This window comes from Marinimicrobium sp. UBA4209 (assembly GCF_002381585.1).
GTDB classification, from domain to species: Bacteria; Pseudomonadota; Gammaproteobacteria; order Pseudomonadales; family Cellvibrionaceae; genus Marinimicrobium; species Marinimicrobium koreense.
The window spans coordinates 18,719-43,883 of record NZ_DFTP01000016.1; the positions used below are offsets into that span (position 1 = coordinate 18,719).

The following is a 25,165-nucleotide window of genomic DNA, read 5'->3' on the forward strand; positions in this document are numbered from 1 at the left end:
AGCGCAATCAGGCGGTCCAGTCCCGGGAGGAGTATCTGGTCTGGATTACCCGCTTCTATGAAGGCTGGAAGCTCTATCCGCAGGGCTGGAGCGACCTGGTGCCGGACATTCTGGCCGAAGTGGAGGATCCGGACGAGCGCGCCGAGCTCGAAGCGGAGCTGTACGAGGCCGGGCGTTTCATCGCCAGTGAATGGTCGAAGGATGCCGAGACCCGCAAGGTGCGTACCCGGCAGTTGTCCATCTGGGGCAATGCCATGCGCGAAGCGGTCACCCGGGGAGAAACCCGGGAAATGATCGAGCAAATCGCGCGCGACGTCGATCGACTCAAGGCCCAGCACCTGACCTATTCCGATATCACCCCGGGGCGCTACTACGCCGAAGATGAGGATGATGTATTCCGCTAAGGGGTGACTTGGGTGCCACCCCGGCCTGTCAGGCAGGCTGGGTGGCGCTGTCCAGTTCCGCCAGAACCTGATTCACATAGCTCTGCAAGACCTCTGGCGACTGCTCCAGTAGATTATCAATATCCCGGGTGCCCGGTTTGGCGTGATCCTTCTCTGCAACGTACTGCCGTGCCGCCGCTTCCAGCACCTGACTGAACACGACCGGCTGCTCAAAATAGGCCTCGGGATTCGCCTCGCAGTAATGAGTGAAGGCCGACAGCGCTTCCACCACCGCCGTTTTGTAGTAGGCCGGATGCAACTGCTGGGTCAGACGGTCAATCAACTGGGCAAAACTTTCCTCGCCCGAGGTCATGGAACTGCGCACCAGCTCGCACTCCAGCGTTGACTCCTCACTGTCCCGGTCGCCGAATTCCAGGGTGACGGCGTGCGCCAGACTCTGCCAGATGGCCTTGAGAAAATCATTGTCCAGCCGTGTCACCAGCCCGCGCGCCAGACGCCATTCAAACCAGTCCGCGTCCAGCGCATGGAACTGCTCGGCGGCGCTGCGCGGCAGGGCACCGGGCTCGGGTTTGCTTAACTGGACTTCCTCGGTGAAAATCCGCCGCTGGTAGGTCAGTATGTCAATCAGCCGCTGCGTCACGGTCGACGGCGGCAGCACGCCCAACTCATCCAGAGAACAGTAGTCATCGCTGATTCGCCCCTGGCGCAGGCACAGTTGCATGAAATTGTGCAGATGAATGGAGCGCAGCCCGTCGAACAGCTCCGGACGCGTGCGCACCAGGGTGCCAATCTGGGCGAGCATTTCCTGGGCCAGGGTCCGCTCTACTGGGTCGTTATAAGTGCGCAATACACCCGCCATCAGCTCGTCATTGCTCAGTTGGGCACTCACGATGAACTCGTGCTTTTTGTCGCCCAGCACCACCAATAGGTGACGCATGGCGAGCACCGACAGACTACCGGCGAGATCGCTGTGAAAACGATTCAGTGCCGCGAAACAGTAGCGGGCCATCAGCCATTGATTCAGCTCCCGTGTTCGCCGGTAGAGCATTTCCAGCCACTGCTGCAAAGTCACCGGCTCGCCATCATGCTGGCCGACCAGGGCGTCCAGGTCACGCTTGTGAAGAAAACCGGCGAGCTGCTTTTGCAGCTCGATTTCCGGTAGCTGGGTCAGAGAATCCCATATGGTCTGGGCTTCCGGCGCAAGGTCGTCCCACTGATCCAGGCAGCGCGAGCAATCGCGAGGTGCCAGGGGTTCCAACTCAACATCCCGAATACTCAGGGCATTCACGCGAGAAGCGCGATAGGCCAGATTGGCCGAGGCATAGCCGACATGGTCATGCTCGGTGCGCAACTGCAGGGAGCGAATCGCTTCGAACAACGACTCGATCTGAGGCATCTGACACAGTTCGTGGGTCATCAATAAGGTGAAAACGGCGACTTCCTGATTGATCCAGTGCTTGCGAATATGCTCGATTTCCTGGGCGAGGCTTTCGCTGAACCACTGAGCATCGTACAGGCGGTAATCTTCCTCTTCGCTTTGCAGCCAGGAGAGTGTCAAATAGACCTTGCCGTTGATCTGATAAGTCTGGGAACTGGCCAGGCTCTGCAGGCGTCGGGCTGGACGCCCTGTCAACTTCAGTGCCGGGTTGGCGCCAACCTGGCCATAGGCCTTGACCAGCTCGGGGGCGGGCAGGGCAATCAGTGGCTGAATTTCCTGGAGCGTTTCGGCGATCACCCCGTGCTCAGAGAGAATGCCTTTGGTCACTTCATTATCGGTCAGCACCACCAAGGCGATGTTCGACTTGATGAACTTGGTGGCTCGCCGACGCAGTGACAGTGGGTCCAGATGATCCGGCTCCAGCAGCCCTTCGTGCATGATCAGGCCGGTCCAATACAGGCTCTGGGCCCAGACCAGCGGTACATTGTCGTTGGCCACCCGCTCTTGGGAACCGGGCTGTTTCTTTTCCGCCGCGACCCGATCGTCCGGCAGATAATACAGCTCGGGTAACAGCCCGATGCCATCCACGTTTACCATCAGGGATTCCAGCCTGTCCCGATAGTGTTGCGCGGTGGATTCATTGCCGTCGAACAGCGCCTGAATGTACAGATAGGTGAAAAACAGAGGCCACTCGGACTCAACATGCTCAAAGTTCGCCAGTTCCGAGTGCTCGTAGTACAGGCGTGAAGTTTCCTCCAGCACAGTCTGGTGACCATCCCAGATAAACCGCTTGCAGCCGTAGTGGCCACCGAGTTTACCCAGAATTTCATCCCGGGTCCGGGTGACCAGTTTTTCCCGGCTGACCGCAAAGGCGGGAAAGCCGATGATGCTCAGCAGCGCGCTGTCCACCTCTTTGGAAACCGACTCTCTGGGCAACAGAGACGCCAGCGTGGTGCGCGCCAGGGAAATGGCATCGGCCACCACATGAATGGTGGCCCGTTTGGGCCCGGTAGGACCAAACAGGTTGAAACCGTCCAGCGCCTGGAGCGCGGCCTTTGCCATACCCACCGAGCTGGCGTTGATTTCAGTTTTACCGTTATTGATCTTGTTGCCGCGCTCCCAGATGCCGTAATCCGGGGTGCGGTAGGCGCTGGAGATGTAATAAACGAGGTTCTGTACAAAATCCACCTCGCTGAAGGTGGTGACAATCCGTAGGCCCGAGGCGGTCATCTGGGCGAGCATCAGCAGGTACAGGGAGGTGGCATCAATCTGTAAGTGACCCCAGGCGTCATCGGCCACCACCGTCAGGCCACTGGCGGTATCGTATTTGGCGTGCAATGCATCCAACGGGTCGAGGGACGACTTGAAAGTTTCGACCTTGTCCGACTGACGCATCATGGATTGCAGCAGTCCGCGCATCAGCTTGATGGTCGCCTGTTCGAGTTGGTCGCTACGGTCCCGGTCACCGGCGTGGCGCAGAGCCATACCCAAGGCCCAGACACAGACAACGGAGTAGACATTATCCCGCACCCAGGCGTCCGTGTAGTCTCCGTGATGGTTTACACTGGTGCTGGCCGGCAGCAGCCCGGTGACCGGGTGTTGCCGGCTGAGGATCACCGTATCGATATCCTGAAACAGCTGGTTCAATACTGACTTGTTTTTCATAGGGTTGCTTTACACCGCGTTGAGCAGGCAAGGGGAGCATGCTGTCATTATATGAGTAGAACTGAACCGTTGATATGACAATTTTTCATCCCCGGGCCTAATTGACACGCACCGGGTAAACACAGCATATTCCGTGCCCAAGCCGCTCCGACCCGATCCGGGGCAAGAGTTTCACTGAGGTATCCGTGACACTGAATTTTACACCCGCACCGCTGGACGATCCGCTCTACTACCTGCGCAACTTCGAGTGGGTACTCGGCTGGGTGCGACAGCGCTACGGCGACCTGCTGCCGCCGGCCGAACTGGCCTTTATCGACCAGGCCCTGGCGCTGCCCGAGGCCAGTCGTGGCCTGCTGGTGCGCATGGTGATGCGCAAAGGGGACCTGTTCCGGCCGGAAACGCTCGAGTACCCGGAGCTTGAACCCTTCTCCAAGGCGTCCGCCCCACTGCAGCAGTTGGGATGGCTGGTTGAGGACCCGCAGATCAGCCTGGAAACCTTATTCCGGTTGTTCACCTGGTCTTCGTTGAAAACCGTATTTATAAACCGGTTGGAGGCCCAGGGTATACCGCCAACGGCCCGCAAGAGTGAAGCCCTCGACAGGCTCAGGGGCGAGCTGGAGCCAGAGGATTTAGAGCCGAGACCGGCGTCGATCTGGGGCTTGGCGCCACAGGCCCTGGTGCAATTGACGGTCATGCCCCAATGCGATCGATTGCGCTGGCTGTTTTTCGGCAACGGCTATCAGGGCTGGTCCGAGTTTGTCCTGACCGAGCTGGGTCTGTACCAGTACGAACCCGTGACCTTTGATGAGCGCTCCCGTCCGGTGCATAAGCGCACCGAGTTAGAGACCTTCTGGCAACTGCTCGAATGCCGCCAGCAGTGGCACGAGGATGAGTCGCCGGAAGCGGTTCTCGAACAGTTGCCGCCGGAACCAGAGGAGCAACCCTGGCTGGCCCGCCACTATCACCGCCTGTTGTTCAAAATGGCGCGCCACTGGGAGCGCACCGGAGAATTGGAACGGGCCCGGGACAGCTACCAGCGCTCGTCCTATCCCGGTGCCCGCGGTCGACTACTCCGGGTGCTGGAACGCCTGGGGCACCATGAAACCGCCTTCGAGTTGGCCCAGGCGGCACAGAAGGCGCCCGAAAGCGAGGCCGAGCGGCAACAACTGGAACGGCTGCTGCCGCGACTGAAACGCAACCTGACCGGAGAGCGTCAGCGCCGGACAGCGCCGCCCGAAGTGCCCGAGGTCCATTTGATCCTGCCCCAGGACCCATCGGTGGAGCGCGCCGTGGCGGCATACCTGACCACCCCGGAAACGCCGGTGTACTACGCCGAAAATACCCTGCTGACCGGCCTGTTCGGCCTGCTGATGTGGGATGCCATCTTCGAGCCCTTACCGGGGGCGTTCTTCCATCCATTTCAGCGGGGGCCGGCGGATCTTTACTGGCCGGATTTTGTCGAGCGCCGCGCGGCCCGTTTCGACGCCTTGATGGCACAGCTGACCACCGGCGCGTACCGACAGACCATTCTCGACAACTTTGAGCGCAAGGCCGGACGACAGTCCCCTTTTGTCGCCTGGGGCGCCCTCGACCAAGAGCAGCTGACCCAGGCCCTGGAGTGCATTCCCGCCGAACATCTGGCTCTGTGTTTTCAGCGTTTCCTGCAGGACCTCAAAGCCAACTGCGCCGGCCTGCCGGACCTGATCCAATTTTGGCCCGATGAGCGTCGCTATCACCTGCTTGAAGTCAAAGGCCCCGGGGATCGCCTGCAGGACAATCAGAAGCGTTGGCTGGCGTTTTTCAGGCAACACCAGATGCCCGTGTCCGTCTGTTACGTCCGCTGGAGTGAGTCGGCGGATGACTGATACCACCTATACGGTTTCCGTTCGCGCCCTGTGCGAATTCACCGCTAAACGCGGCGACCTGGACATGCGTTTTACCCCGTCACCCAGTGCCCGGGAGGGAATGGAAGGTCACCTCTGGGTGACGCGTCGCCGCCCGGACCACTACCGGGCGGAGGTGACCCTCAAAGGCGAATACCAAAACCTGACGGTGCGGGGCAGGGCGGACGGCTATGACCCCGAGCAAGGCCGCCTGGAGGAAATCAAAACCTTTCGCGGTAATCTCAATCTGATTCCCGACAATCACCGGGCGCTGCACTGGGCGCAAGCCAAAGTCTACGGCGCTCTGTTGTGCGCAGCCCAGGGGCTCGAGTCGGTGGAATTGGCCCTGGTGTATTTCGATATTGTTCGGCAGGAGGAACACCACCTGACCGAACACTGGTCGGCGGAGGATCTGAAGGCCGAATTTGAGGCTCAATGCGACGCGTTCATCCTCTGGGCCGAGCAGGAGCTCGCACACCGGGAGCGGCGCAACCTGTCCGCCGAAGAACTTCAGTTTCCCTACCACGATTTTCGGTCCGGCCAGCGGCCCCTCGCCGAAGCGGTTTATCAGTCCGCCGCCACCGGTCGCTGCCTGCTGGCGGAGGCGCCGACGGGCACCGGGAAAACCCTGGGGACGCTATTCCCCCTGATCAAAGCGTTGTCGACGCAGTCACTGGATAAAGTCTTTTTCCTCACGGCGAAAACCCCGGGCCGTCAGTTGGCTCTGGACGCCTTACAGACGCTGGACCTGCCGGAGCTGAGAACGCTCGAACTGGTCGCGCGGGAGAAAACCTGCGAGCACCCGGATAAAGCCTGCCACGGCGACTCCTGCCCACTGGCCAAGGGGTTTTACGATCGTCTGCCCGAAGCGCGGCAGGCCGCCGCCCGGGAGCGCTGCCTGGATCAGGCTCGCGTGCGGGATATTGCCCTGGCCCACGATCTGTGTCCCTATTATTTAAGTCAGGAAATGGCTCGCTGGAGCGATGTCATCATTGGCGACTACAACTATTACTTCGATCAGAGCGCCATGCTTTACGCCCTGACGCAGACCCACCAATGGCGCACCGCACTGCTGGTGGACGAAGCCCACAATCTGATCGAGCGCGCCCGAAGCATGTACTCCGCGGCGCTGGACCAACACCGGTTTCGGCGCACCAAAAAACAGGCCCCCAAGGCCTTGAAGTCCCGACTGGAGTCGCTCCATCGCAGTTGGAATGAATTCAATCGCGCCTTGCCGGAGGAGCAGGATCTGGTGTTGCAGACGGAACCGCCGGAGCCGCTGATCGGTCAACTGCAATTGACCGCGGCGGCGATAACCGATTATCTGGCCGAGCACCCCTTTGCCCTCGACAGCGAGCTGATGCGATTTTATTTCGACGCGCTGCAGTTTCTGCGCATCGCGGAGCTGTTTGATGAGCGCGACTTCCTGTGTGATATCGAATGGCGCCCACCGCCGAGCGCGAAGGGTGGCAAGCGCAAGGGCACCGTGATCCAGCTACGCAACCTGATTCCCGCCGCGCAACTGAAACCACGCTTTGAGGGCGCACACAGTGCCACCCTGTTTTCGGCCACCCTTAACCCCGCCGGTTATTACTGCGACCTGTTGGGACTGCCCGACACGGTCGTGGCCATGACCATGCAATCTCCGTTTAAAGCCGAACAGCTCACCGTCCATACGCACCGCAACCTGTCCACGCGCTACCACGATCGCGCCCGGTCCATTGCGCCCATCGCACACCTGATTGCCGAGCAGTACGAGCAGCAGCCCGGTAACTACCTGGCTTTTTTCAGCAGCTACGACTATCTGCAACAGGTGCACGAACATCTGCGCGAACATCATCCCGAAGTACCCACCTGGGCACAGGAACGGAAAATGAACGAAGCCGCTCGCGCGGACTTTCTTGCCGCGTTCAACGAGCACAGCAGCGGCGTCGGCTTTGCGGTCCTGGGTGGCGCCTTTGGCGAAGGTATCGACCTGCCCGGAAAACGCTTGATCGGCGCCTTTGTTGCAACGCTCGGATTACCCCAAATGAACCCGATCAATAACGAGCTCAAGCAGCGCCTCGAGGAACAATTTGGTCAGGGTTACGATTATGCCTACCTCTATCCCGGCCTGCGTAAAGTGGTGCAGGCCGCCGGCCGGGTGATCCGGGGAGAGGATGACACGGGAGTGATACACCTGATCGACGACCGTTTCGCCCAGCCCCGGATTCGCCGTTTGTTACCCGAGTGGTGGGCGCTGGAACGCTAAAGGCGAGCTTGTCGGATTACGCCTGCGGCTAATCCGACCTACGAGAAAGATTCCAGTGGCATCAAGTAGGTCGGATTAGCGAAGCGTAATCCGACAACCCCCTCCATTCGTGACCACCATCACACATTAACTCAAACGATTGGCAATATCCGCTCAGTTTGGCACAATTCCCGGCGCCAAAGAATTTCGTAGGAGTACCTTCGTGCCCATAAGGACCGTGTTCCGCCGCCTCGCATCGCGTCTTTCAAACCCGCTGACCCCCGGCGAACTTCGCCACGGTAGCTTCTGGTTCAGCCAGTTTCTGATGATCGGGGCCACCGTGCTGGGTGTTTACCTCGCCTCATCCGAAGGGATGAAAGTCGCCATTCAGTTCAATGAACTGACCCGTCTGGAGCGCAATTACTACCTGCGCCAATCACTTGCCAATGAACTGGAAGCGAATGCCCGTCTGGTGCAGGCGTACGCGGAGAGTCTTGATGGCGGAATTCAATCTCATAGTTTCTTTGAACAGAATCCGTTGACGCTTGATCAGTACGTCTGGACCGTTATGGGTGAGTCCGAAACCACGCTTGAAACCCCCAGTATTTACCTCAGTAGCACTCAGCGGTTCTATCGGGAAGTGCCATCGATCTATCACCGCCTGAGCAACCGAATGATCGGTGCCCAATACGGTGCGGAGCAGTTACGCGAAGCCGCACAACCGATTCTTGACGATACCATCCCGGGCCTTCGGGATAGTGCCTCGACCCTGAAACAACACCTTCAACAAGCCGGAATGGACGTCCACTAATGCCCTCTACACTGCATCGCTGCCCCAACTGTTTTCACCAGACCCTACTGGAATCCCGCGTCGGCCGTCAGGCGGTCATGCAGTGCGATGGCTGTCTCGGTGTATGGTTTGAAGATGGGGCGCTGAATCAGGCGATCGCCCACAAACACGACAACATCAGCGTTTACGACCACGAACAGAGTCTCGGAAAGCGAATTGGGGTAGGGGGGCGATTGTGTCGTCGCTGCGATGTCAACATGGAACGCTTTTACATGCTGGAGCAGTACGAAGTGGAGGTTGACTGCTGCCCGGACTGTGACGGCGTATGGCTGGACCAGCCGGAGGTCGAGCTGGCCTTGAAATCGCCGCAGCTGAACAGTGCCTTGGCGACCCTGTCGAAACAGCTGACCTGGCGCTCCATGGTGTTTCAGTTTCTCACCGGCATGCCGGTGGAATACAACCTCAAACCTCACCGCACGCCCTGGGTAACCTACGCCATGATGGCGATCTGCATCTTGCTGTTTGTCGCCGGGCAACTGAACGGCCAGTGGGAAAACACGCTCTACCTCTATCTCGGGCTACACTCCGATGCACCCACTCAGTGGCAGCTCGGTCAGTTGCTCTCCCACCAGTTTATGCACGGTAGCTGGTTACACTTGGCGGGCAATATGTATTTCCTCTGGGTGGTGGGCGACAATATCGAGGATGTATTGGGGCACTGGCGATACTTGGGCGTCTACCTGGGAGCCGGCGTTCTCGCTGCGTTGGCCGAACTGGTCTTTTTTGACAGCTCCCAAGGGCCGCTATTGTTGGTAGGCGCCAGTGGTGCCATTGCCGCGCTGTTTGGCCTGTATATGATGTGGTTCAGGCGCGCCAGCCTTACGGTAATGATTCTGGTCCTGCAGTTTAAAGTCGCGCCCCACTGGTATTTTCTGGTATGGAGCTTGACCAATATTGTCGGGATGATCATGGGCGAGAGCAATGTCGCCTACATGGCGCACCTGGGTGGCTTCCTGGCGGGCATTCTGGTGGGGTGGCTGCTGTACCCTTGGGTCCTCCGTAACAATCCGCTGCTGAACTGGCTCAGCCAACCAGAGGTGAAGTTGCGGCGCACAAAACACATCAGCTGACCGTCACCGGGGCACGGGGAGCTCAAACCTTGCATTATGATGATAAATGTGCCATTTTGGCCACATGATTGCCGGAGTCCGCGACGATCGGCGTTAATCACACCCATTATTAAAATAACGTATGACGCAAGGCACCCACACACCAAAGGGGCTACTCCGCCGGGCTGGCACAGGGTTCGGCGTGGAGATTGTGGCTCTGATGTTCGCGCTCATCAGTGTTGGCCTCATGGCCTGGCAGCACTGGGGGATGAATCTGGTCATGCCCATTGCCTCGGAGAACGGTAATCCCGGCTGGGTGGAGGATGATCGCTCCGAGAACGGCAACTCCATCGTTCACTACCAGCAGAATGATGCCTACCACATGCAGTGCGAAATACGCACCGCCATTACCTATCCGTTCTGCAATCTGTTTACCGCCCTAAACCCCGAAGACCAAAGCGTGGATCTCACGCAGTACACCACCTTGCATCTGGATCTGTCACATCAGTCGTCGACCCGCGACAGTCTGCGCATTTACCTCAATCACTTTTTTGCGCCCGACGACCAGGTCTGGTTTCCGTACAAGAGCAATCAGCAGGTGATCAACCCGCGCGAGGACAGGCACTCTTACACGCTGAAACTGGACGAATTCTACGTTCCCCCCTGGTGGGTGTACGCCAGCGATCTACCCGCTGAACAGACCACACCGCAACTGACCAACGTCCGTCATCTGGTGCTCTCCACGGGTGACAGCTCGATCCCCCGGAAAGTCAGCCTCATCCTCCATCACGCCGAGTTGAGAGGAAAGTGGATTTCCGCCAATGCCCTGTATCGAGGCCTGATCTGGGCCTGGATGCTGTTGGCGTTACTGTATTTTTCCTATCGTGCGGTTCGTTACAGCCGTGAAGCCAAAGCGAAACACGCTGAAACGGAACAGCTCCGGGCGGTCAATCGACTGCTCGACCTGAAAAGCAAACGGTTTGAAGACTTGGCAACCCATGACACCCTGACCGGGCTATACAACCGCGCGGGCCTTCGCCCGCACCTCCAGGAAGCGGTGGCAGACTACAAGAAAACGCAGCTACCTTTCTCCGTGCTGATGATTGACCTGGACCACTTCAAGGCGATCAATGACCGCTATGGCCACGACGAAGGCGACCGGATTCTGAAAGCCTTCGCTCAACTGATCAGTGAGCGTTGCCGACACAGCGACATTCCCGCCCGGTGGGGAGGGGAAGAGTTTGTGGTGGTCTGCAAAGGCTCATCCGCCAAGGCCGCAAAAGTGCTTGCCGACGATCTGTGCCGAACCGCCCGGGAGGCCGAGCTGGGCAAAGGTTATGTGGTGACCTGTTCCATCGGTGTGTCAGAAGTCAGCGGCACAGGCATCAGCGCGCTGTTCAAACGGGCGGATACAGCTCTGTACCAGGCCAAAAATAGCGGACGGGACCAGGTCGCCGTTGCCTGATATCTGTTGGCAAATCCTATGAAATGTCGGGAGTCAAAAGCAAAAGGGCGAAGGCTGTAGCACCTTCGCCCTTTTGCGTTCAGGGGGTTGCGCCCTGTGCTTGCAAGGTGATCCAACCGGATCCGTCGCCCAGAATCCAGCGACGGTAATCCTCTTGGACCTTTTCCAGTGAGGTGGACTCAATCAAGTCAGCCATTTCCAGATGAGTATTGAAGTTGCCGTCATTGCGATAGAAGTCGTGACGGTAGCGACTGGCTTCGCTGATAAAATCGTTGGGTGGCTGACGGAATTGCTGGAGCAATCCGCTTTTCATCTGCTCAAATTCCGCAGGCTTCACAGCCTGAAGCGTTTCATCAAATTCCCGCATAAAGCGCTCTACGCGGTTTTCGATATCGGGAAGGGACCGTTCTGAGCTTTGCACCAATGCGATAAAGGCGGGGTAGTTCTTTGCCCAGGTATCACCGGTCTGCACCCAATAGCCCCATTGTTCCTCCGTTCGTAACTGAATGAAAAAGGGCTGATGGCTCAGGATTCCCAGCAATTTCAAAGACGCTGATGCAGTGGTTCGCTCATCTTCCGGCACGCCGGGTATCCAGGCGCGCAGCCAGGCAACATCGGTATGGTCCACGTCGCGATGTATATCAAAGGCGTCGTCCTGGCCAAAATTGATGGTTTCGGTCACGTGAATCGGGCCTGGACGACGATCGGGCCCCAGAGCCGCTTCACTTTGACGAGCCATGGCTTCAACCTGTTCGGGCAGGTAATGGCCGAAAGCATACAACCGAAGCGTACTGGTCTCTTTCACTTGCTGGTAGTAGGCGCGGACGTCCTCAACCGTAATGGACTCGTTTTCGGTCAGGAAGGCGTCAATATCCCAGTCAAACGCCTGCATGGTCCGGCCCAGCCAGCGCATGGTCTGCTGACCGGGGGCGTTTTTCGCTTCACTTCGCAACCACCGCGCCAGGTTATCCCGCTGTTGATCCAACTGGTCTTTGTTGAACTCCAGTGTGCTGAAGTTCTCCATAAGCTCCGCTACCAATTCCGGGTGGCCCTTCACCGGCCCGTGAATAGTCAGATTTTGCATATTGCTGTCCGAGCGGTCGAAGGCCACGTGGATTCCTTCTCGACCGGCCCGGCTGGCGACATGGGAGTTTTGGTGAATCAACAAGCCATTAAGCAGGCAGCCCAGGACGAAGTGTCGGGCATCCGTGACACCCAGATCCGTGTTCCAGACATAGTGCAAATAACCTTGACCGTTTTGATGGTGTGTGGCGTGACGAAACCAGACGTCCAGGGCCGGTTCGTCGACAAGTTGGGTAAATGCCTGAATATCGTGCTCCACCTCATCCTCACTGGCGTCTGCCCACTGGACCAGTGGTGGCAGATTCAACACCAGGGTCTCTCCGTGCTTCTGCCAGGTTTTAAGTTGGTTCTCAGTGATGGCGCGAACTGCGTATTGGCCAGACATGTGCGGAATGTCCGTATCGACTGACTCACCTTGGCTGATGTGCCAGACTCTCACGGCTTCTGGGTTGAGTTGATCCAGCACCGCCTGTATCGCATCGGGATTATAGGGGCCAAATTCCGCGTCCAGCGCATTGATGTACTGCGGACTGAAGGTCTGCATACGGATGCTGCTGTGGATCGCATGCCTGAGCGGGGCAGGGGGTTGCTGGGAGGCAAAGCGATGGTCAGCCTGTCGCTTGTATTCGTTGTAGTAAGCTTCGGTCACGCCCTCGCGGCGGACCTGCTCAATGTAGGCGAGGGCCGCACCAATAACCTGGTCACGATTGTCCATGCCCGACTTGGTCGTACTGATGGTCAGACGGAGCAGGCCATCGCCCCCCAAAAAATCGGGTTGCACATCGACGCCCACATCGTTGGCCCAACCCTGGTCCTTCAGAAAGTGACTGAGTGTACCGGGTTCTTCGGAGCTCAGGATGTTTGCCACATAGTGATTGGCTTTGCTATGCCACTGGTCGACGTTGTTTTCGATACCGAACTCCAGATGCAGCTGACGCAATTCCGTTTGGGGCCGGTAGTAAATATGCTGTCCACGTTCAGTATCAGTAATACCTGGGACGGCCACCTTGGGGCGCTCCGCATCGCGCCGGGGCAGGTCGCTGAAGTGCTTGCGCACCAGGGCCTCCTGCTCATCGAGATCCTGCTTGCCAATCAGGGTCAAGGTCATCACCGATGGGCCGTAATAGCGCTCAAAGAAATCAACCATTGCCTCGTAAAGGCCGCTATCGCCTCCAGGCAAGGTCTCCAGGTTGCCGACGCCCAACTGGTTCAGCGGGTGTTCCGGATTGCCGGTGAGCCCCCGCAGCCGATGCAGTATTCTCGGGTCCTGACTTTTCCCCATAGACCATTCATTGTTGATAGCATGACGCTCCTTCTCGCTGTATTCCCGATCAAAGAGTGGCGCACGGAAATAGTCACTGAAACGATCGAGCGCCCCGTCCAGGTAGTCGTCCGGAATCTGGAAGTAATAGGCCGTGTGATCGGTCGTTACGTGGGCATTGGAGCCACCGCTGTTTTCGCTCAAGTAAGTCTGCAGCGCGTTGGCCTCGGGATACTTCTCAGTGCCGAGAAACAGCATGTGCTCAAGATAATGTGCCAGGCCCTGAAACTCCGGCGGATCCTGATACATGCCCGCGGGAATCGCCAAAGCCGCCGCAGACAACTCGCTTTCCTGCGCCTGAATCAACATGACTTTAAGTCCGTTATCAAGCTCCAGGTAGCGGTATTGCCGTGGATCCTGCTTGCTTTTGATGACCGGCACGTACCCCGGCGCCGGAGGCGTAGAACTGCACGAGGAGAGTCCAATCAGAGCAATCAGGCCGAACAGAAAAACCGAAATACTCGGAAGAATAGGGTGGTAAGAGGAGAAGCGAGCCATACCAAGTCCTTCTATCGATGAATTGTTATTGTCACGACAGGGTAGAATCAGATGCCATCCCTGCGGTGACCGTAATAGTCACAATGACACTCTAGCGCAGATAAGAGTGCTTGGCCAATCGACTTATGTATTGGAACACTGGATATTGACCATTTGAATTGATGCTGACACTCTTTCCTGCCTATCCACAGAGGCAACCTTCATCACGGGGCAGGATTTTATCGTGGACGGTGGCATGACCCGGAAAATGATCTATGAGTGACCACCCAATTTGCCCCTGCGGCAGCCAAGCAACCTACAAAGAGTGCTGCGGCCAGTACCATAGCGGAGCGCCGGCGCCCACGCCGGAGGCGCTGATGCGCTCCCGGTTCAGTGCCTTTGTGCAGAACAAGACCGATTACCTGATGGCCACCTGGCACCCGTCAACCCGCCCCGAGCACCTGGACTTGAGAGATAGCCCGGATTGGGTGGGGTTATCGGTGCTCGGCAGCGACACCAACGGCGACCGGGGCCGCGTCCACTTCAGAGCGTACTACCGAGCAGGTGGCCAGTGGCGCTTCCTGGAAGAACACTCCGAATTCGTGCGTGAGTCAGGGCGCTGGTTCTATGTCAGCGGAGAGACCCGTGATGAAAGTTTCAAACCGGGGCGTAATGATGCTTGCCTGTGTGGTAGTGGGCGGAAATTCAAGCGGTGTTGTGGTTGAGGGGGAGCCTGCGGAGTTTGGGTGGCTGCGGGACTCGGGCGAGTCTCCCATTGCAGAAGATGCAGCCAAAGTCCTTTCTTCAAGGTTCGAGGAATACGGTATAAATCAACTAACACATTGATAAATATAACTTTTTTAGGTTTGATTGTTGCCTGAAAATGTCGTATATTTGTGGGCGATGATATCGTTTATAGTCAGGATGCAGGCTGTGCCACTTAAGTCACTGAAAAGCAAGGTGAAATACAGAATCAGTAGAAGCTCCGGGACTGTGTTTACCCCCGGGGATTTCTTTGATCTGTCTGGTCGTGACCAGGTCGGTCGCGCCCTACGGCAACTGGTTGCTGAACAAGAGTTGATCAGGTTCGGGCAGGGGCTCTATGCCAAGGCAAAGCGTTCGTCATTAACCGGGAAGTTAATACCCGAAAAACCGCTGCCCGAATTGGCCAGAGAAGCGCTGAGCAACAAGCTTAAGGTACAAGTGCTATCCGCCCGCGACCTGGAGCGTTACAACAACGGCGAGTCCACCCAGGTGCCGACGGGTCGGGTCATTGCAGTGAAAGGACGAGTGTCAAGAAAAATGGCCTACGATGGAAAGTCCATTAAGTATCAGTATGTCTCTTGATCAGGCTATCGTTGGAGAGATAGCCGCAGAGCTCGGTATAAATCCTGCCTTTGTCGAAAAGGACTGGTATTCCGTCCAGGCGCTGAAGCTCATTAGTCAGCACCATAGCGAAGATATTACAACCATTTTTTCTGGTGGCACCAGCCTCTCCAAGGGGCATAGGTTGATTCAGCGCTTTTCAGAAGACTTGGATTTTCGATGTCGTTACAATGCGGCCAACTCCGGCAATAAAAGCAAACTCATTCGAAGGACTTACCGAGAGAGCATTATTGATCAGCTTTCCAATGCCAGTTCGCTCGCTTTGTCAGAGGATGCGGTAACCCGTGCCGGAAACTACTTCAAGTTTCCCCTGACATACCCTCAAGCCTATGAGGAACACTCAGCATTGCGTCCAAACCTGGAAGTCGAATTCAGTTTCACTCAACCACAGCTTGAGCCGCAAACAAAGCCCATCCAGTCGTTAATGGCGCAATTTACCGGAGGAGAGCCAGAAGCATATATCTTATGTCTGTCACCTATAGAGATTGCTGCCGATAAGCTCAGCGCGCTGACGTGGCGTGTTCTCAAGAGAGATCGAATGAGCAGTAAAGATGACCCTACCATTATTCGCCATCTGCACGATTTGTGTGCGCTAATTCCAGCAATCAATGCAAATTTTTCTGTATTCGAAGAGGCTGCGCGCGCTTCATTCGAAGTTGATCAGAAATCGACATCCCGGCAGACAAACGAGGGATTTCATGGGTCAGCAGCCAGAGCACTTGACACGCTCATGAGAGATGGCACCTATAAAGCGGAGTACAGACAATTCGTTGATGCAATGTCTTACGCGAATGACGACGACAATATTGACTTTGAGAGGGCATTGAAAGGCTTTAAAAATTTAACCGAGCAGCTACGATAAAGCGCACTACCAGGGAAAGCGGTAATGGCAAGTTCGAGGCTCGTAAAAAGGCGAGTGACTACGTTTTATCCAATACAAAAAGCTGCAAACAAATGTCTGAAGATCCCCTGAAAGCACTGTCCGATATGGCCAGCGATGCCCACGCACGCATCCAGGCCACCCATGAGCACATGAATCCGGTGGTGGGAGTGCGCCGCAAAATGCGGGACGCCGGCATTCCGGCCGACGTGATGACGATTGACTGCCTGCGGACGCGTCGGCGTATTAACTTGATCCTGCACGACGAGCAGCCGGGCGTCTTACTGTACCAGTTCATCACGATTGAAGACGAAGTGAAGGACGACTTTCAGAGTATGGCGTTTTCGCAGGTCAATACACAGACGCTCTATGGATGGAGACGTATTTTGCGTGAGAGCCAGCTCACCGACTAAGTCGCCGGCCCCCTCGCGCTTCTCAGAGCGGGCATCGGAAACCTCAATGGTGGTGGGACCCAAAGTCACTTTTCCAGGTGTTTCTTAAAGAAGTCGATGGTGCGCGACCAGGCCAACTCCGCCGCCTCTTTGTCATAGCGGGGCGTGGAGTCATTGTGAAACCCATGGTTGGCGCCCTCATAGGTGAAAATCTCGTAGTTGACTCCGTGTTCTTCCAGCGCTTTTTCATACTCCGAATACTGACTGTTAATACGTTGATCCAGCTCTCCCAGATGGATTTGCAGAGGGGCCTGAATGTTTTTCACGGTGTCCAGATCGGCGGGCGATCCGTAGTAAGGGACCGCCGCCTGAATCAGGTTGAAATGCTCGGCGGCCAGACGGTTGGCGACGCTACCACCAAAACAGAAGCCCACTACACCCAGCTTGCCATTGCTGTTTTCCACCGCTCGGGCGTGCTCCGCCGCGGCCACCAGGTCGGCAAACACCTTCTCACCATCCAGCCCCGCCTGTAGCGCACGGCCCTCGTCATCGTTGCCCGGGTACCCACCCACCGGATGAAGCGCATCCGGAGCAAAGGCGATAAACCCTGCCTTGGCCAGTCGTCGTGCCACATCTTTGATGTAGGGATTGAGTCCCCGATTCTCGTGCACCACCAGGACCACAGGAGCGGGCCCTGTGAGCTCACTGGGATACACCAGATACCCTCGGCCCTCACCGTGCCCCTTGGGCGAATTGAAAGTTTGATAGCTCGGCCGGATATCCGGATCATTGAACGAAACCTGCTCCGCCAGCGCATAGTTGGGCAGTAGGGCGCTCATCAGGGTAGTGGCGGTATAGCCGCCCACGGCCACTCCGGTCAGACCGCGCAGAAACTGGCGTCGGTTGATCGCGCCGTGAGCGTACTGATCGTAAAGCTCGAACGCCTGGGGAGGGATATCGGTTGTGCGGTTGCGCTGACTCATCGGGACTGCCTTATGAATGGTATGGTTCATTACAAGCCAACTAAGGCCTGCCAATGGTTGTGAGTGGGGACCTGCATACTCTCTGTTCGATATCGCTGCCAGACATGAAGGCTTTATGAACTTTAGCGTAGGGGATAGAAACGGCCATCGGCGTGGGTTCGTTCAACTTTCTTGCTGCAAGGTCGACCAGACAGCCACAGCGACTGGGCAACTCCATAATATCGTACTCCCAGCAAACCTCGCTGTGATGCCGGTATTCACCCGGCCCTTGAGGGGTATCGCTCACCCAGGCCGCTCCTGAAATCTCCGCTGAATATGCCTCTGAGGGCAGTGAGGCATCGTTTGCTACCAGAAAAATGCCCTGGCTCATTTGCCGAGCGGTGGGGCTATCACAACCGACCAATTGGAAGAACCGGTCAAAATCGTCAAGAGCATGGATGTAGGGTTCCACAAATGCGACGGCTACTCCTGAAGCCTGAGCGCCGTTTTTCGCTACGTCCATAAACATTCCCCATAAGTTACCCTGAATCTGTCTTTGAAATCTTGATCGCATGGCGTCTTGAGATGCTGCATACGGCGCCATAAGCCCTGACTGAAAACGCATAACATCTGTACCCGTCAATCGGGTCATGCGTCGAAAATAAGGCCCACTGGTTTCAAAGTATTCAGTCCTCAACGTATCGGAATTATCGGGTAAAAGTTCACCGCAATGAGCTTCGTAGGTGCGCACCCAGGCAGTCAGGACGGCCGCCTGGTCACCTCGGCCACGCTCTAGGGGATAGCCAAAATAAAAATAGATTGATCCTTCAAATCCCGGCTCGGGAACGCGATTGCCATTGAATATAGTCCTCATAACACGAGGCTCCCGAAACTGACTCCAGAACCACAAAGCCCGGTAAACCCGGCTTTCACGCTCTGCTTTGGCAGCAAGATCCGCTTCGATTTCGGCAATTTTCCTGTCACGATTAACTTCTCTCTCGGATGTTCTTTCAGCCTTTCTCATAATGGCCGGCATTGTCGCATCACGCAATATTGATCGATCGTTACGATCCACCTCTACCTGTGATCGGGTAATTTCAGAAAACTGCGGAAACTGAGCTTCAAAGCGTTCGTTTTCACGATCAGTATTCGCCTTCTGAACAGCATTATAATTCGGTAGGGCGGCGGAATAGTACTTCTGTGCGACGGGCCTCAGCCAATCGGGAACCTCATCAGGGGGCAGCAAGCCATCCGGTGGTTTAACATTGCTAGAATCCCTGTCAAGGCGGCTTACGACCCATAGTTCAAACGGATCGGCTCTATTTTCACCGGTCATCGGATCGGTATCTCTCATGGCATTGGTGATTTGCAATCGGGTGGCCGAAACCAGTTCAGAGGCGTCTTTCTCATCAATAATCCTTTTGAGTTCTGACGAATCCTGCGCGCTGGTTTCCAGGATTACGACATCAGGCCGGTCTCTCAGGTTGCAGTCTGGATTTTCAGGAATTTCCCAATAGAACATTTTTTGTTGTGTCGCTTTACAGGTGTCCAGAAAGTTCTGGGTCGTGTAAAGGTGGGCGATGTCGCAAGAGTAAAGCTCGGTTTCAAAGACCGCTTTGTCGGCGCAATTGCTTCCGCTATCCGATGCCCTCTGCGCCAATGTAATGGAGGGAAGCACTAAGAGACCCCACAAGAGTAAAGCCGCTGGCGTTCTCATTATGCTGTTCATAGCTTTTCCTATCGAATGAGGTTCGTCCCACTCGCCACGTCCCTAACTCTCCCTTTCTGAGCAGTTCCGAAGCACCGACTGGCTTGGCTAACCTAAAGACGTCAGAATGACTTGTACGGTTTCCCTGATTATTATCCATTTTTCCGGATGCAAATTAGAAGCCAAGATAAATTTTCCGATTGAATACAATACTGTTCCAGAATAAATGTTCTTTCATAGCGCACACATGTAAACAATATCGACATTAAAAATTTCCTTAACTCAGGTTCTGCTGTCTGCTGTGCTATGAGAACATTGCGTATTCGTCCCTCGACTCAACTAGAAAGACGGTAAGCGTTTAATACGAGGCAGACTGCCCTTGACGTTTATTCAGACGAGCCGGGCACACCCGGCCCATCATCAATGTATTACCGGTCTGTCAAGAGCGTGTAAGCTCCCAGCTTTGGATGGCTCCCCTCATTGTTGCTTTGCATGCAATTTCTCGTTTTCACGGATAGAGTGAGAGGTTAAGATCATGATTTTAAAAACAAATCCCTTATTTCGTGTGCTGCTCTATGTGGTTGCGTTCGTGGTCACGATCGGTATCAATCAGGCTTGGGCGCAACCAGCTGCGTCAGATTTTTGTGTGGTAGGCACCAAGCCAAAGCAACTATATGAGCCCGCCGTACGGTCCTATTACCTGCACAACGAATTCGTCATGGCCGAGTACGGAGAAGTGTTCAACTCCTTCAAGATAGCCGAGATGAGAGGCGCACCAAACGCGGATACGATGGTCCGCTGGCTAACAGAGGCGAAGGCAGCCTCCCCCCAGATCGACCGGAAGAAGTGGGGTGTGGTCATAGAACCACCCACATTTGTCGACTTCAACCGAAGCTGTGAGCGCTTGAGCAAGACCAGTACTCCGTTTGTAGACGGGGAATTTCCGATCGTCTTCAACACCCATACGCCTCGGGTAATCGGCGATATGTGCGCTGAAGAGCCGGAAATACGGTTTGACGTCAGTCGGTACTCTCTGATGGGTGTCAATATCGAGCTGGGGGACTTCTACAAACCGGAGTATTCATCGGACCGCCCGTTTCCCTACGTCGAACTGGAGAGTGAGGCGGACCGAAACCGGAAACTTCCCGCCTTCATCCGTGCCTTGATGGGGGTCAGGATGGCGCAATGCGATGACCTCCCCGCGTCGATGACGTTTGTGGCGGAATCGGAGGACACATCTGTCATGACGGCCTCACTATTGTTTCTCGATCATGGGATACAGATACTGACCCGAGACGACGCGACAGCTGAGCGCATTGTGGCGGCACGGACGCGGGCGAAAGAACAGCTCGCCGCCCGGCTCGATCGAAGTTCGAACTGGGAGGAGCGCGCAGCCATCGGAGCGGCCATCGTCATTACCGGGGTTGCGGTGATGACCATGAATCGATGCAACGACCGGGGTAATTTCGGCAACACGACGCTGCCGGATTGCGAGTAAGCTTCAGCAGAGCCGGGCCGAAAACTTCAAGCCGGGGCGCAACGACAGCTGCCCGCGCGGCAGCGGCCGCAATTTGAAGAGGTGCTGTGGCTGACAGAGGCCACGGGGTAGGGAGGCCGTTAATCAAAGATGTGGCTTATGACATCCATCTGCTGGCGCAGGATTCTAAGGATAAAAATATCGCGCTCACGGCGACGATAGATTACCGGGTGTCGCTGGTAGTCCTGACGGCGAACGCCTTCTGCGATTTCCGGGCATTCGTAGCCCATTGATGGCGAGCTTGAGAGCAGAGCGAAAAAACCTTCCAGACCCTCCCTATAGGCATCTGCCTGGTGAGCGCCGAAATTGAGCAACGTATATTCGTAAATGGCTGCAAAATCCTGAACCGCACGATTGGAATGCTTATACGCCATGCTTACGCTTCACCTCGGCGGCGACATCACGCAACGTCAGGTCACTTTCGCCACTCTGCTCGCCAGCTTCGATAGCCTGCCTGAGTGCCTGAGCTTGGCTCTCCTGACGCTCCAGCAACCGCAGCGCCGACCGGACGACCTCGCTGGTAGAGCCGTAACGACCGGATTTGATGAGGTTCCCCACAAACTCTTCCAACTGCGGGCCAATGGTAACGTGGGTAATACGAGCCATAGGAGCACCCCATTTTTATTAGATTACACAGCTATACTACATCGGCATTGGCCGGCAGGCGGGGCACGATTGCCCCAAGTGGAAAACAGAGTCGTTGTCAAACTCCGCTATGGTCGTCCATTTTTCTTGAAGCAGCTGCTGCGGTCAAGGTGGCGCGCTGAACGCGAAGCCCTACAGTAAATCCACAGGCTTTATTTTACTTTCAAAGCGACGGGCCAGCTCCTCTCGCTTTTGAGTGATTTGCTCTGCTGGCTTAACGGCCAGCTGGTACAGGGCTCGCTTTCGTAACTGTTCGATCTCTCCTAATAGAGCTTGTTCATAGTCCTCTCTCTCAAAATACTCCTCTGTCTTTATCAATGCTATTTCTGTGCCGACAGTAACAGTGGCAAAAACAGCCCCTCCACAAGCGGCAACGAATGGTCCGGATGCAACGCATGGCGTCGCAGCTCCGACCCCTGCGGCTCTGCTGGCAGCTCTACTTGCGGCGCGACGAATCATGGCTTGCCTTGCAAGCGCCGCGCCGCGGGTGGCTATAGTTCCTGCGATTGCGGAGCGCCCAAAATTAACAGCCGCTGACTCAACCTGTAAAGTATCGGGTGTGAACACTAAAGTGTTGTCAGCATCCACTTGGCGCTCTGCACCGCTATCCTGATACGATAGGTCCGTCTTGTTGCTTTTTAACTGTTGTGCAAGCCAGCGAGTCGTTTCGTTAACGTAAGTTGATAAAGTCTCGTTATGCGTTTGCAGTGCGAAGGTGGACGGCGTTATGCTGCTGACCCTGCTCGCCATTGGTGCCGGAACCTATGTCTATATCAACCGCAAAAAGGTGTTGAAAAAGATCAACCCGGCCAGCGATCAGAATTTTATTTACCAGTCCGATCTGGTGCAGGGCGGATTGAACACACCGGACGATCGGGGGTACACCCGAGGCGACAAAGTGTTTGCATTCATCGATAAGCTGGTGCCGTTCTGGGGCGATGACGACTACGCCGATAAGGTGCTGGGCACTGAGCAGAAATCGCTGGAAGACTTGAAGCGCGATAAACAGGCCGGGATCGATCCGGGTCTTTACTGGTGGGGGTAACATGAGCGGAAACAAGGTAATTATCACGGTAGGCTCAATGGTGGTTGCATCGCTGATCACCGAATACATCAAGCGCCGGGTGTTCGCGTGAGCGTCCTCGGCTTTCTGCGCGAACTGGTGCAGCCGGTGACCGAACTGGTGGACAACCTGCACACCAGTGACGCGGAGCGCTACGAGCTGAAAAACCGGCTCGTGGATCTGCAAAACGAAATGGCCGGGAGGTTGCTCGACTATGAAAGCAAAGTCCTTGACGCGCAGACCAAAACCATCACCGCCGAAGCGAACGGCCAAAGCTGGCTGCAACGCAGTTGGCGACCGATTACCATGCTGACGTTTCTGGTGCTGGTGGTGCTCGATACCCTCGGGCTGACCGCGTTCCGGTTATCCGGCGAGGCCTGGACGCTGCTGCAGATCGGTTTGGGTGGCTACGTGGTAGGGCGCTCAGCCGAGAAAATCGCCCCGCAACTGAAACAGGCAATGACGAAGCAATGAACGAGATAGCGGAGAAGCTGAAAAAGGTGGACGGTGGAAAACTGAACGCGGCGGCGGTGGCGCTGCTGACGCTGGTGCTGTTTGTGTTCGGTAATCAGATGCGGGCGCTGCCGGAAACGGTCGCCGATATGGCCCGCACCCAGGCATTGCTCGTGTACCGCATTGAGCAATTGGAGCGGGCCGTGGCCGATGATCAGGCCAGTAGGTCAACCGGTCCGATTGGTAACCAGTTCGACCGCTTCGGCCACCGACACGCGCCTCCGTCGCTCAATCTCTCTGAGTCGATCCCGGTGCGCTTCCAGCTCGATCACCTCGGCTCGGGGGAGTTTGTCCGACAGATAGTCAATGCTCGCCTGAGCCAGTCGGATAGCCTCTAGGGCGTCATACCAGCAACTGACGATGTACTGCAGCCAGGTCAGTTGCTGCCAAGTGAAAGCGGGCTGGTGGCTGCCACTCTCGAAAAAGTCCCGGTGATTGAATCGGAAATACTCCGGCCAGCTCTCGGGCATGATCCGCCCCCGTTCCTCCAATTCCAGCAACCGCACCGCGTAGGGCGGCGCCCCGTATTTCAGCCAGCGGCGGGCCGTGCGCTCGGATACGCCGCACACTTTCACGATCTGACGCCACGATGGGCGGAAATTCTCGTCAAACTTCATCCTGAATGCTCCTTGTGTTGTTACAGGAGCGGGGAGAATGGAGAAAAACGCGCCATATTTTTAGAACATTTTGGCATACCCTCAGCGCGGGTGCGGGCGTAGGGGGTTGATTCGCATAGTGTTTTCTGTGTCAGACCACAGATGGTATTTAACATAATATACATTATACGAAGTATGGTATTATCGATGGACGTAGAAACAATCAACAAATCCGATGCTTTACTTCTCTGAGGGATCACTCTATGCCTTCATCTCAAGCATTTACATCCAGCTCAGCGCTAGCCATCTGCGGAATGATTGGCGCCATTCAGTCACAAAACGTTCCAGAGACCGTTGCTTCATTGTTCGTCATGACAACGGGCCTCTCGAGTCACATTATTCTTATCTACCGAGATCGCTAATGAGAAGCCTCATCTATAGCCATCCGCGCCGCCTGAAGAACTATATCAGCCCTGTGGTGATTGCAATCATAATACCCCACACCATCGGGTAGCCGAAGTACCAACGCAACCACACCAGCAGCGTGCCTCGACGTATCCAGTCCAGATTGGTACCGGATGGGCTATTTCAGCTTCATGTCGTTCTCAACCGATGTCACCCCTTTCACTTCACGTGCAATACTGACGGCCCGGTTAATATCAGCCCGGGAGTTTACGAAGCCAGACAACTGCACCACGCCTTCGCTTCCGCATTTTATTTGCAAGCCCGGATTGACTTTACCTCCGGCCGCCCCCAATCTATCGATTAAACACACTTGGCGCATCCCCATGTACCGACCCAACCCATCAAGACATCGCCGCAAGTCCGGAGCCTTCAACGCTTTGTGGCTCACTTTGCTGGTGCTGTCAGTGGGATTGTTGGGCGCCGGGGCTGGTGGCGTTCAAACCTCGGACCACTCGCTGGGGGTCGGCTTATCCGGCGCCTTTGATCCGGTGGTAGGCGCACCGTCGTCCACGGTGCTCAATGCCCTTCCCAATGGAGAGCGCCAGTCGTCAGAAGGAACCGACGAAGGCGATCATGCATTCGCCGCCAATAACGCATTTAATGGCACAGTCGCCGAGCTGTCGGCGCCCTCCTCTGACTATCAGTCACCGACGCCTCCCAGGCTGAAGCACCCGTTAAACCAGGCTCCACGAGCACCGCCACTCCTCTAATCCGTCCCAGTTTTCACTTCTTTTACGGATTAATCGAGGAAACCCCATGAAATCCCTGCAAACGCGGGCCATCGTGTATGGCCTGGTGATTCTGTTGGGCGTGCTGAGCGCCCTACCCAACCTGCTTCCCAAATCCATCAGTGAGGCCTTGCCTTCCTGGTACACCACCAATCAACTCGCCTTGGGCCTGGACCTGCGCGGTGGTTCTCACTTGTTGTTGAACGTTGATGCGGCAGATCTCGGCTTTGAGGCGCTGTCCAGTGCCGAGCGTGCGGCGGCTCTGGACGATGTTATTGAACGCAGCCTGGAGATGGTCCGGCGTCGCCTGGACGAGACCGGGCTGACTGATCCCACAGTCACCCGCCAGGGTGAAGACGGCATTCTGGTCCAGCTACCCGGTGTGGATGACCCGAGCCGAATTCGAGGGTCGGACGGGATTCTGG

General features: G+C 56.2%; 22 protein-coding genes and 1 pseudogene. 15 read left to right on the plus strand and 8 right to left on the minus strand.

Going from position 1 to position 25,165, the window contains the following annotated elements; all coding sequences use genetic code 11:
- Positions 1–404: hypothetical protein (locus B3187_RS02915; RefSeq protein WP_286804510.1), on the plus strand; the 404-nt coding region annotated here is incomplete at its 5' end.
- Between the two features lie 28 nt (positions 405–432).
- Here B3187_RS02915 and B3187_RS02920 read toward each other — a convergent pair.
- Positions 433–3,507: a glycoside hydrolase family 15 protein gene (locus tag B3187_RS02920; protein ID WP_286804511.1), complete on the minus strand. Its 3,075-nt coding sequence runs from the start codon at positions 3,505–3,507 to the stop codon at positions 433–435.
- Between the two features lie 185 nt (positions 3,508–3,692).
- On the opposite strand from B3187_RS02920, the gene B3187_RS02925 reads away from it, so the two are divergent.
- The 5 genes from B3187_RS02925 to B3187_RS02945 all read left to right on the plus strand — a co-directional run bounded on the left by B3187_RS02925 (position 3,693) and on the right by B3187_RS02945 (position 10,984).
- Positions 3,693–5,372: a VRR-NUC domain-containing protein gene (locus B3187_RS02925; protein ID WP_286804512.1), complete on the plus strand. Its 1,680-nt coding sequence runs from the start codon at positions 3,693–3,695 to the stop codon at positions 5,370–5,372.
- Positions 5,365–7,641: an ATP-dependent DNA helicase gene (locus B3187_RS02930; RefSeq protein WP_286804513.1), complete on the plus strand. Its 2,277-nt coding sequence runs from the start codon at positions 5,365–5,367 to the stop codon at positions 7,639–7,641. The genes B3187_RS02925 and B3187_RS02930 overlap by 8 nt, the downstream gene beginning before the upstream one ends.
- A 202-nt stretch (positions 7,642–7,843) precedes the next feature.
- A complete protein-coding gene (locus B3187_RS02935) occupies positions 7,844–8,431 on the plus strand; it encodes a hypothetical protein (RefSeq protein WP_123637366.1) in 588 nt (195 codons plus the stop codon).
- Positions 8,431–9,540: a rhomboid family intramembrane serine protease gene (locus B3187_RS02940; RefSeq protein WP_286804514.1), complete on the plus strand. Its 1,110-nt coding sequence runs from the start codon at positions 8,431–8,433 to the stop codon at positions 9,538–9,540. The genes B3187_RS02935 and B3187_RS02940 overlap by 1 nt, the downstream gene beginning before the upstream one ends.
- Positions 9,541–9,739: 199 nt before the next feature.
- Positions 9,740–10,984: a GGDEF domain-containing protein gene (locus B3187_RS02945; protein ID WP_286804531.1), complete on the plus strand. Its 1,245-nt coding sequence runs from the start codon at positions 9,740–9,742 to the stop codon at positions 10,982–10,984.
- Positions 10,985–11,063: 79 nt separating this feature from the next.
- On the opposite strand, the gene B3187_RS02950 is transcribed toward B3187_RS02945, so the two are convergent.
- On the minus strand, positions 11,064–13,886 hold the full coding sequence (locus B3187_RS02950; RefSeq protein ID WP_286804515.1) for an insulinase family protein: 2,823 nt from the start codon (positions 13,884–13,886) through the stop codon (positions 11,064–11,066).
- Positions 13,887–14,140: 254 nt separating this feature from the next.
- On the opposite strand from B3187_RS02950, the gene B3187_RS02955 reads away from it, so the two are divergent.
- The 4 genes from B3187_RS02955 to B3187_RS02970 all read left to right on the plus strand — a co-directional run bounded on the left by B3187_RS02955 (position 14,141) and on the right by B3187_RS02970 (position 16,544).
- Positions 14,141–14,590, plus strand: a complete 450-nt coding sequence (locus B3187_RS02955) for a YchJ family protein (protein ID WP_286804516.1) — start codon at positions 14,141–14,143, stop codon at positions 14,588–14,590.
- 208 nt (positions 14,591–14,798) lie between these two features.
- Positions 14,799–15,212, plus strand: coding sequence for a DUF6088 family protein (locus B3187_RS02960; protein WP_170162844.1), 414 nt, complete (start codon positions 14,799–14,801; stop codon positions 15,210–15,212).
- Positions 15,202–16,113 (plus strand): nucleotidyl transferase AbiEii/AbiGii toxin family protein, encoded by a 912-nt coding sequence (locus B3187_RS02965; protein WP_286804517.1) that lies wholly within the window; start codon positions 15,202–15,204, stop codon positions 16,111–16,113. The genes B3187_RS02960 and B3187_RS02965 overlap by 11 nt, the downstream gene beginning before the upstream one ends.
- A gap of 92 nt (positions 16,114–16,205) precedes the next feature.
- Positions 16,206–16,544: a hypothetical protein gene (locus tag B3187_RS02970; RefSeq protein ID WP_286804518.1), complete on the plus strand. Its 339-nt coding sequence runs from the start codon at positions 16,206–16,208 to the stop codon at positions 16,542–16,544.
- A 65-nt stretch (positions 16,545–16,609) separates the two neighbouring features.
- Here the strand turns inward: B3187_RS02970 and B3187_RS02975 are convergent, their stop codons facing one another.
- Both B3187_RS02975 and B3187_RS02980 read right to left on the minus strand, forming a co-directional pair.
- On the minus strand, positions 16,610–17,506 hold the full coding sequence (locus tag B3187_RS02975; RefSeq protein WP_286804519.1) for a dienelactone hydrolase family protein: 897 nt from the start codon (positions 17,504–17,506) through the stop codon (positions 16,610–16,612).
- 40 nt (positions 17,507–17,546) lie between these two features.
- Positions 17,547–19,214: a hypothetical protein gene (locus B3187_RS02980; protein ID WP_286804520.1), complete on the minus strand. Its 1,668-nt coding sequence runs from the start codon at positions 19,212–19,214 to the stop codon at positions 17,547–17,549.
- Between the two features lie 514 nt (positions 19,215–19,728).
- Between B3187_RS02980 and B3187_RS02985 the strand changes: the two genes are divergently transcribed.
- Positions 19,729–20,691, plus strand: coding sequence for a hypothetical protein (locus B3187_RS02985; protein WP_286804521.1), 963 nt, complete (start codon positions 19,729–19,731; stop codon positions 20,689–20,691).
- Positions 20,692–20,810: 119 nt separating this feature from the next.
- Here B3187_RS02985 and B3187_RS02990 read toward each other — a convergent pair whose 3' ends face one another.
- The 3 genes from B3187_RS02990 to B3187_RS03000 all read right to left on the minus strand — a co-directional run bounded on the left by B3187_RS02990 (position 20,811) and on the right by B3187_RS03000 (position 22,125).
- The gene (locus tag B3187_RS02990; RefSeq protein WP_286804522.1) at positions 20,811–21,104 is read right to left on the minus strand and encodes a type II toxin-antitoxin system RelE/ParE family toxin; all 294 of its coding nucleotides are present in this window, start codon (positions 21,102–21,104) and stop codon (positions 20,811–20,813) included.
- Positions 21,094–21,336 (minus strand): type II toxin-antitoxin system ParD family antitoxin, encoded by a 243-nt coding sequence (locus B3187_RS02995; RefSeq protein ID WP_286804523.1) that lies wholly within the window; start codon positions 21,334–21,336, stop codon positions 21,094–21,096. The genes B3187_RS02990 and B3187_RS02995 overlap by 11 nt, the downstream gene beginning before the upstream one ends.
- Positions 21,337–21,507: 171 nt before the next feature.
- On the minus strand, positions 21,508–22,125 hold the full coding sequence (locus B3187_RS03000; RefSeq protein WP_286804524.1) for a hypothetical protein: 618 nt from the start codon (positions 22,123–22,125) through the stop codon (positions 21,508–21,510).
- Between B3187_RS03000 and B3187_RS03005 the strand changes: the two genes are divergently transcribed.
- The 3 genes from B3187_RS03005 (at position 22,103) to B3187_RS03015 (ending at position 23,289) form a co-directional block, all read left to right on the plus strand.
- Positions 22,103–22,420 (plus strand): hypothetical protein, encoded by a 318-nt coding sequence (locus B3187_RS03005; RefSeq protein WP_286804525.1) that lies wholly within the window; start codon positions 22,103–22,105, stop codon positions 22,418–22,420. The genes B3187_RS03000 and B3187_RS03005 overlap by 23 nt on opposite strands.
- Positions 22,421–22,507: 87 nt before the next feature.
- On the plus strand, positions 22,508–22,912 hold the full coding sequence (locus B3187_RS03010; protein WP_286804526.1) for a 3TM-type holin: 405 nt from the start codon (positions 22,508–22,510) through the stop codon (positions 22,910–22,912).
- A complete protein-coding gene (locus B3187_RS03015) occupies positions 22,909–23,289 on the plus strand; it encodes a hypothetical protein (RefSeq protein WP_286804527.1) in 381 nt (126 codons plus the stop codon). Before B3187_RS03010 ends, B3187_RS03015 begins: the two co-directional genes overlap by 4 nt.
- 841 nt (positions 23,290–24,130) lie before the next feature.
- Here B3187_RS03015 and B3187_RS03020 read toward each other — a convergent pair.
- The gene (locus B3187_RS03020; RefSeq protein WP_339618817.1) at positions 24,131–24,337 is read right to left on the minus strand and encodes a BON domain-containing protein; all 207 of its coding nucleotides are present in this window, start codon (positions 24,335–24,337) and stop codon (positions 24,131–24,133) included.
- Positions 24,338–24,768: 431 nt separating this feature from the next.
- On the opposite strand from B3187_RS03020, the pseudogene B3187_RS03025 reads away from it, so the two are divergent.
- Positions 24,769–25,165 (plus strand): annotated as a pseudogene (locus B3187_RS03025) (protein translocase subunit SecDF); the annotation flags it as partial.

Coding starts and splice junctions, on each gene's coding strand:
- B3187_RS02990 (WP_286804522.1), bottom strand. CDS start 21,104: ATGGCGTATAAGCATTCCAATCGTGCGGTTCAGGATTTTGCAGCCATT.
- B3187_RS02955 (WP_286804516.1), top strand. CDS start 14,141: ATGAGTGACCACCCAATTTGCCCCTGCGGCAGCCAAGCAACCTACAAA.
- B3187_RS02920 (WP_286804511.1), bottom strand. CDS start 3,507: ATGAAAAACAAGTCAGTATTGAACCAGCTGTTTCAGGATATCGATACG.
- B3187_RS02930 (WP_286804513.1), top strand. CDS start 5,365: ATGACTGATACCACCTATACGGTTTCCGTTCGCGCCCTGTGCGAATTC.
- B3187_RS02940 (WP_286804514.1), top strand. CDS start 8,431: ATGCCCTCTACACTGCATCGCTGCCCCAACTGTTTTCACCAGACCCTA.
- B3187_RS02980 (WP_286804520.1), bottom strand. CDS start 19,214: ATGAACAGCATAATGAGAACGCCAGCGGCTTTACTCTTGTGGGGTCTC.
- B3187_RS02970 (WP_286804518.1), top strand. CDS start 16,206: ATGTCTGAAGATCCCCTGAAAGCACTGTCCGATATGGCCAGCGATGCC.
- B3187_RS02965 (WP_286804517.1), top strand. CDS start 15,202: ATGTCTCTTGATCAGGCTATCGTTGGAGAGATAGCCGCAGAGCTCGGT.
- B3187_RS02985 (WP_286804521.1), top strand. CDS start 19,729: ATGATTTTAAAAACAAATCCCTTATTTCGTGTGCTGCTCTATGTGGTT.
- B3187_RS02945 (WP_286804531.1), top strand. CDS start 9,740: ATGTTCGCGCTCATCAGTGTTGGCCTCATGGCCTGGCAGCACTGGGGG.
- B3187_RS03000 (WP_286804524.1), bottom strand. CDS start 22,125: ATGGCGAGCAGGGTCAGCAGCATAACGCCGTCCACCTTCGCACTGCAA.
- B3187_RS03015 (WP_286804527.1), top strand. CDS start 22,909: ATGAACGAGATAGCGGAGAAGCTGAAAAAGGTGGACGGTGGAAAACTG.
- B3187_RS02975 (WP_286804519.1), bottom strand. CDS start 17,506: ATGAGTCAGCGCAACCGCACAACCGATATCCCTCCCCAGGCGTTCGAG.
- B3187_RS03005 (WP_286804525.1), top strand. CDS start 22,103: ATGCTGCTGACCCTGCTCGCCATTGGTGCCGGAACCTATGTCTATATC.
- B3187_RS03020 (WP_339618817.1), bottom strand. CDS start 24,337: ATGGGGATGCGCCAAGTGTGTTTAATCGATAGATTGGGGGCGGCCGGA.
- B3187_RS02950 (WP_286804515.1), bottom strand. CDS start 13,886: ATGGCTCGCTTCTCCTCTTACCACCCTATTCTTCCGAGTATTTCGGTT.
- B3187_RS02995 (WP_286804523.1), bottom strand. CDS start 21,336: ATGGCTCGTATTACCCACGTTACCATTGGCCCGCAGTTGGAAGAGTTT.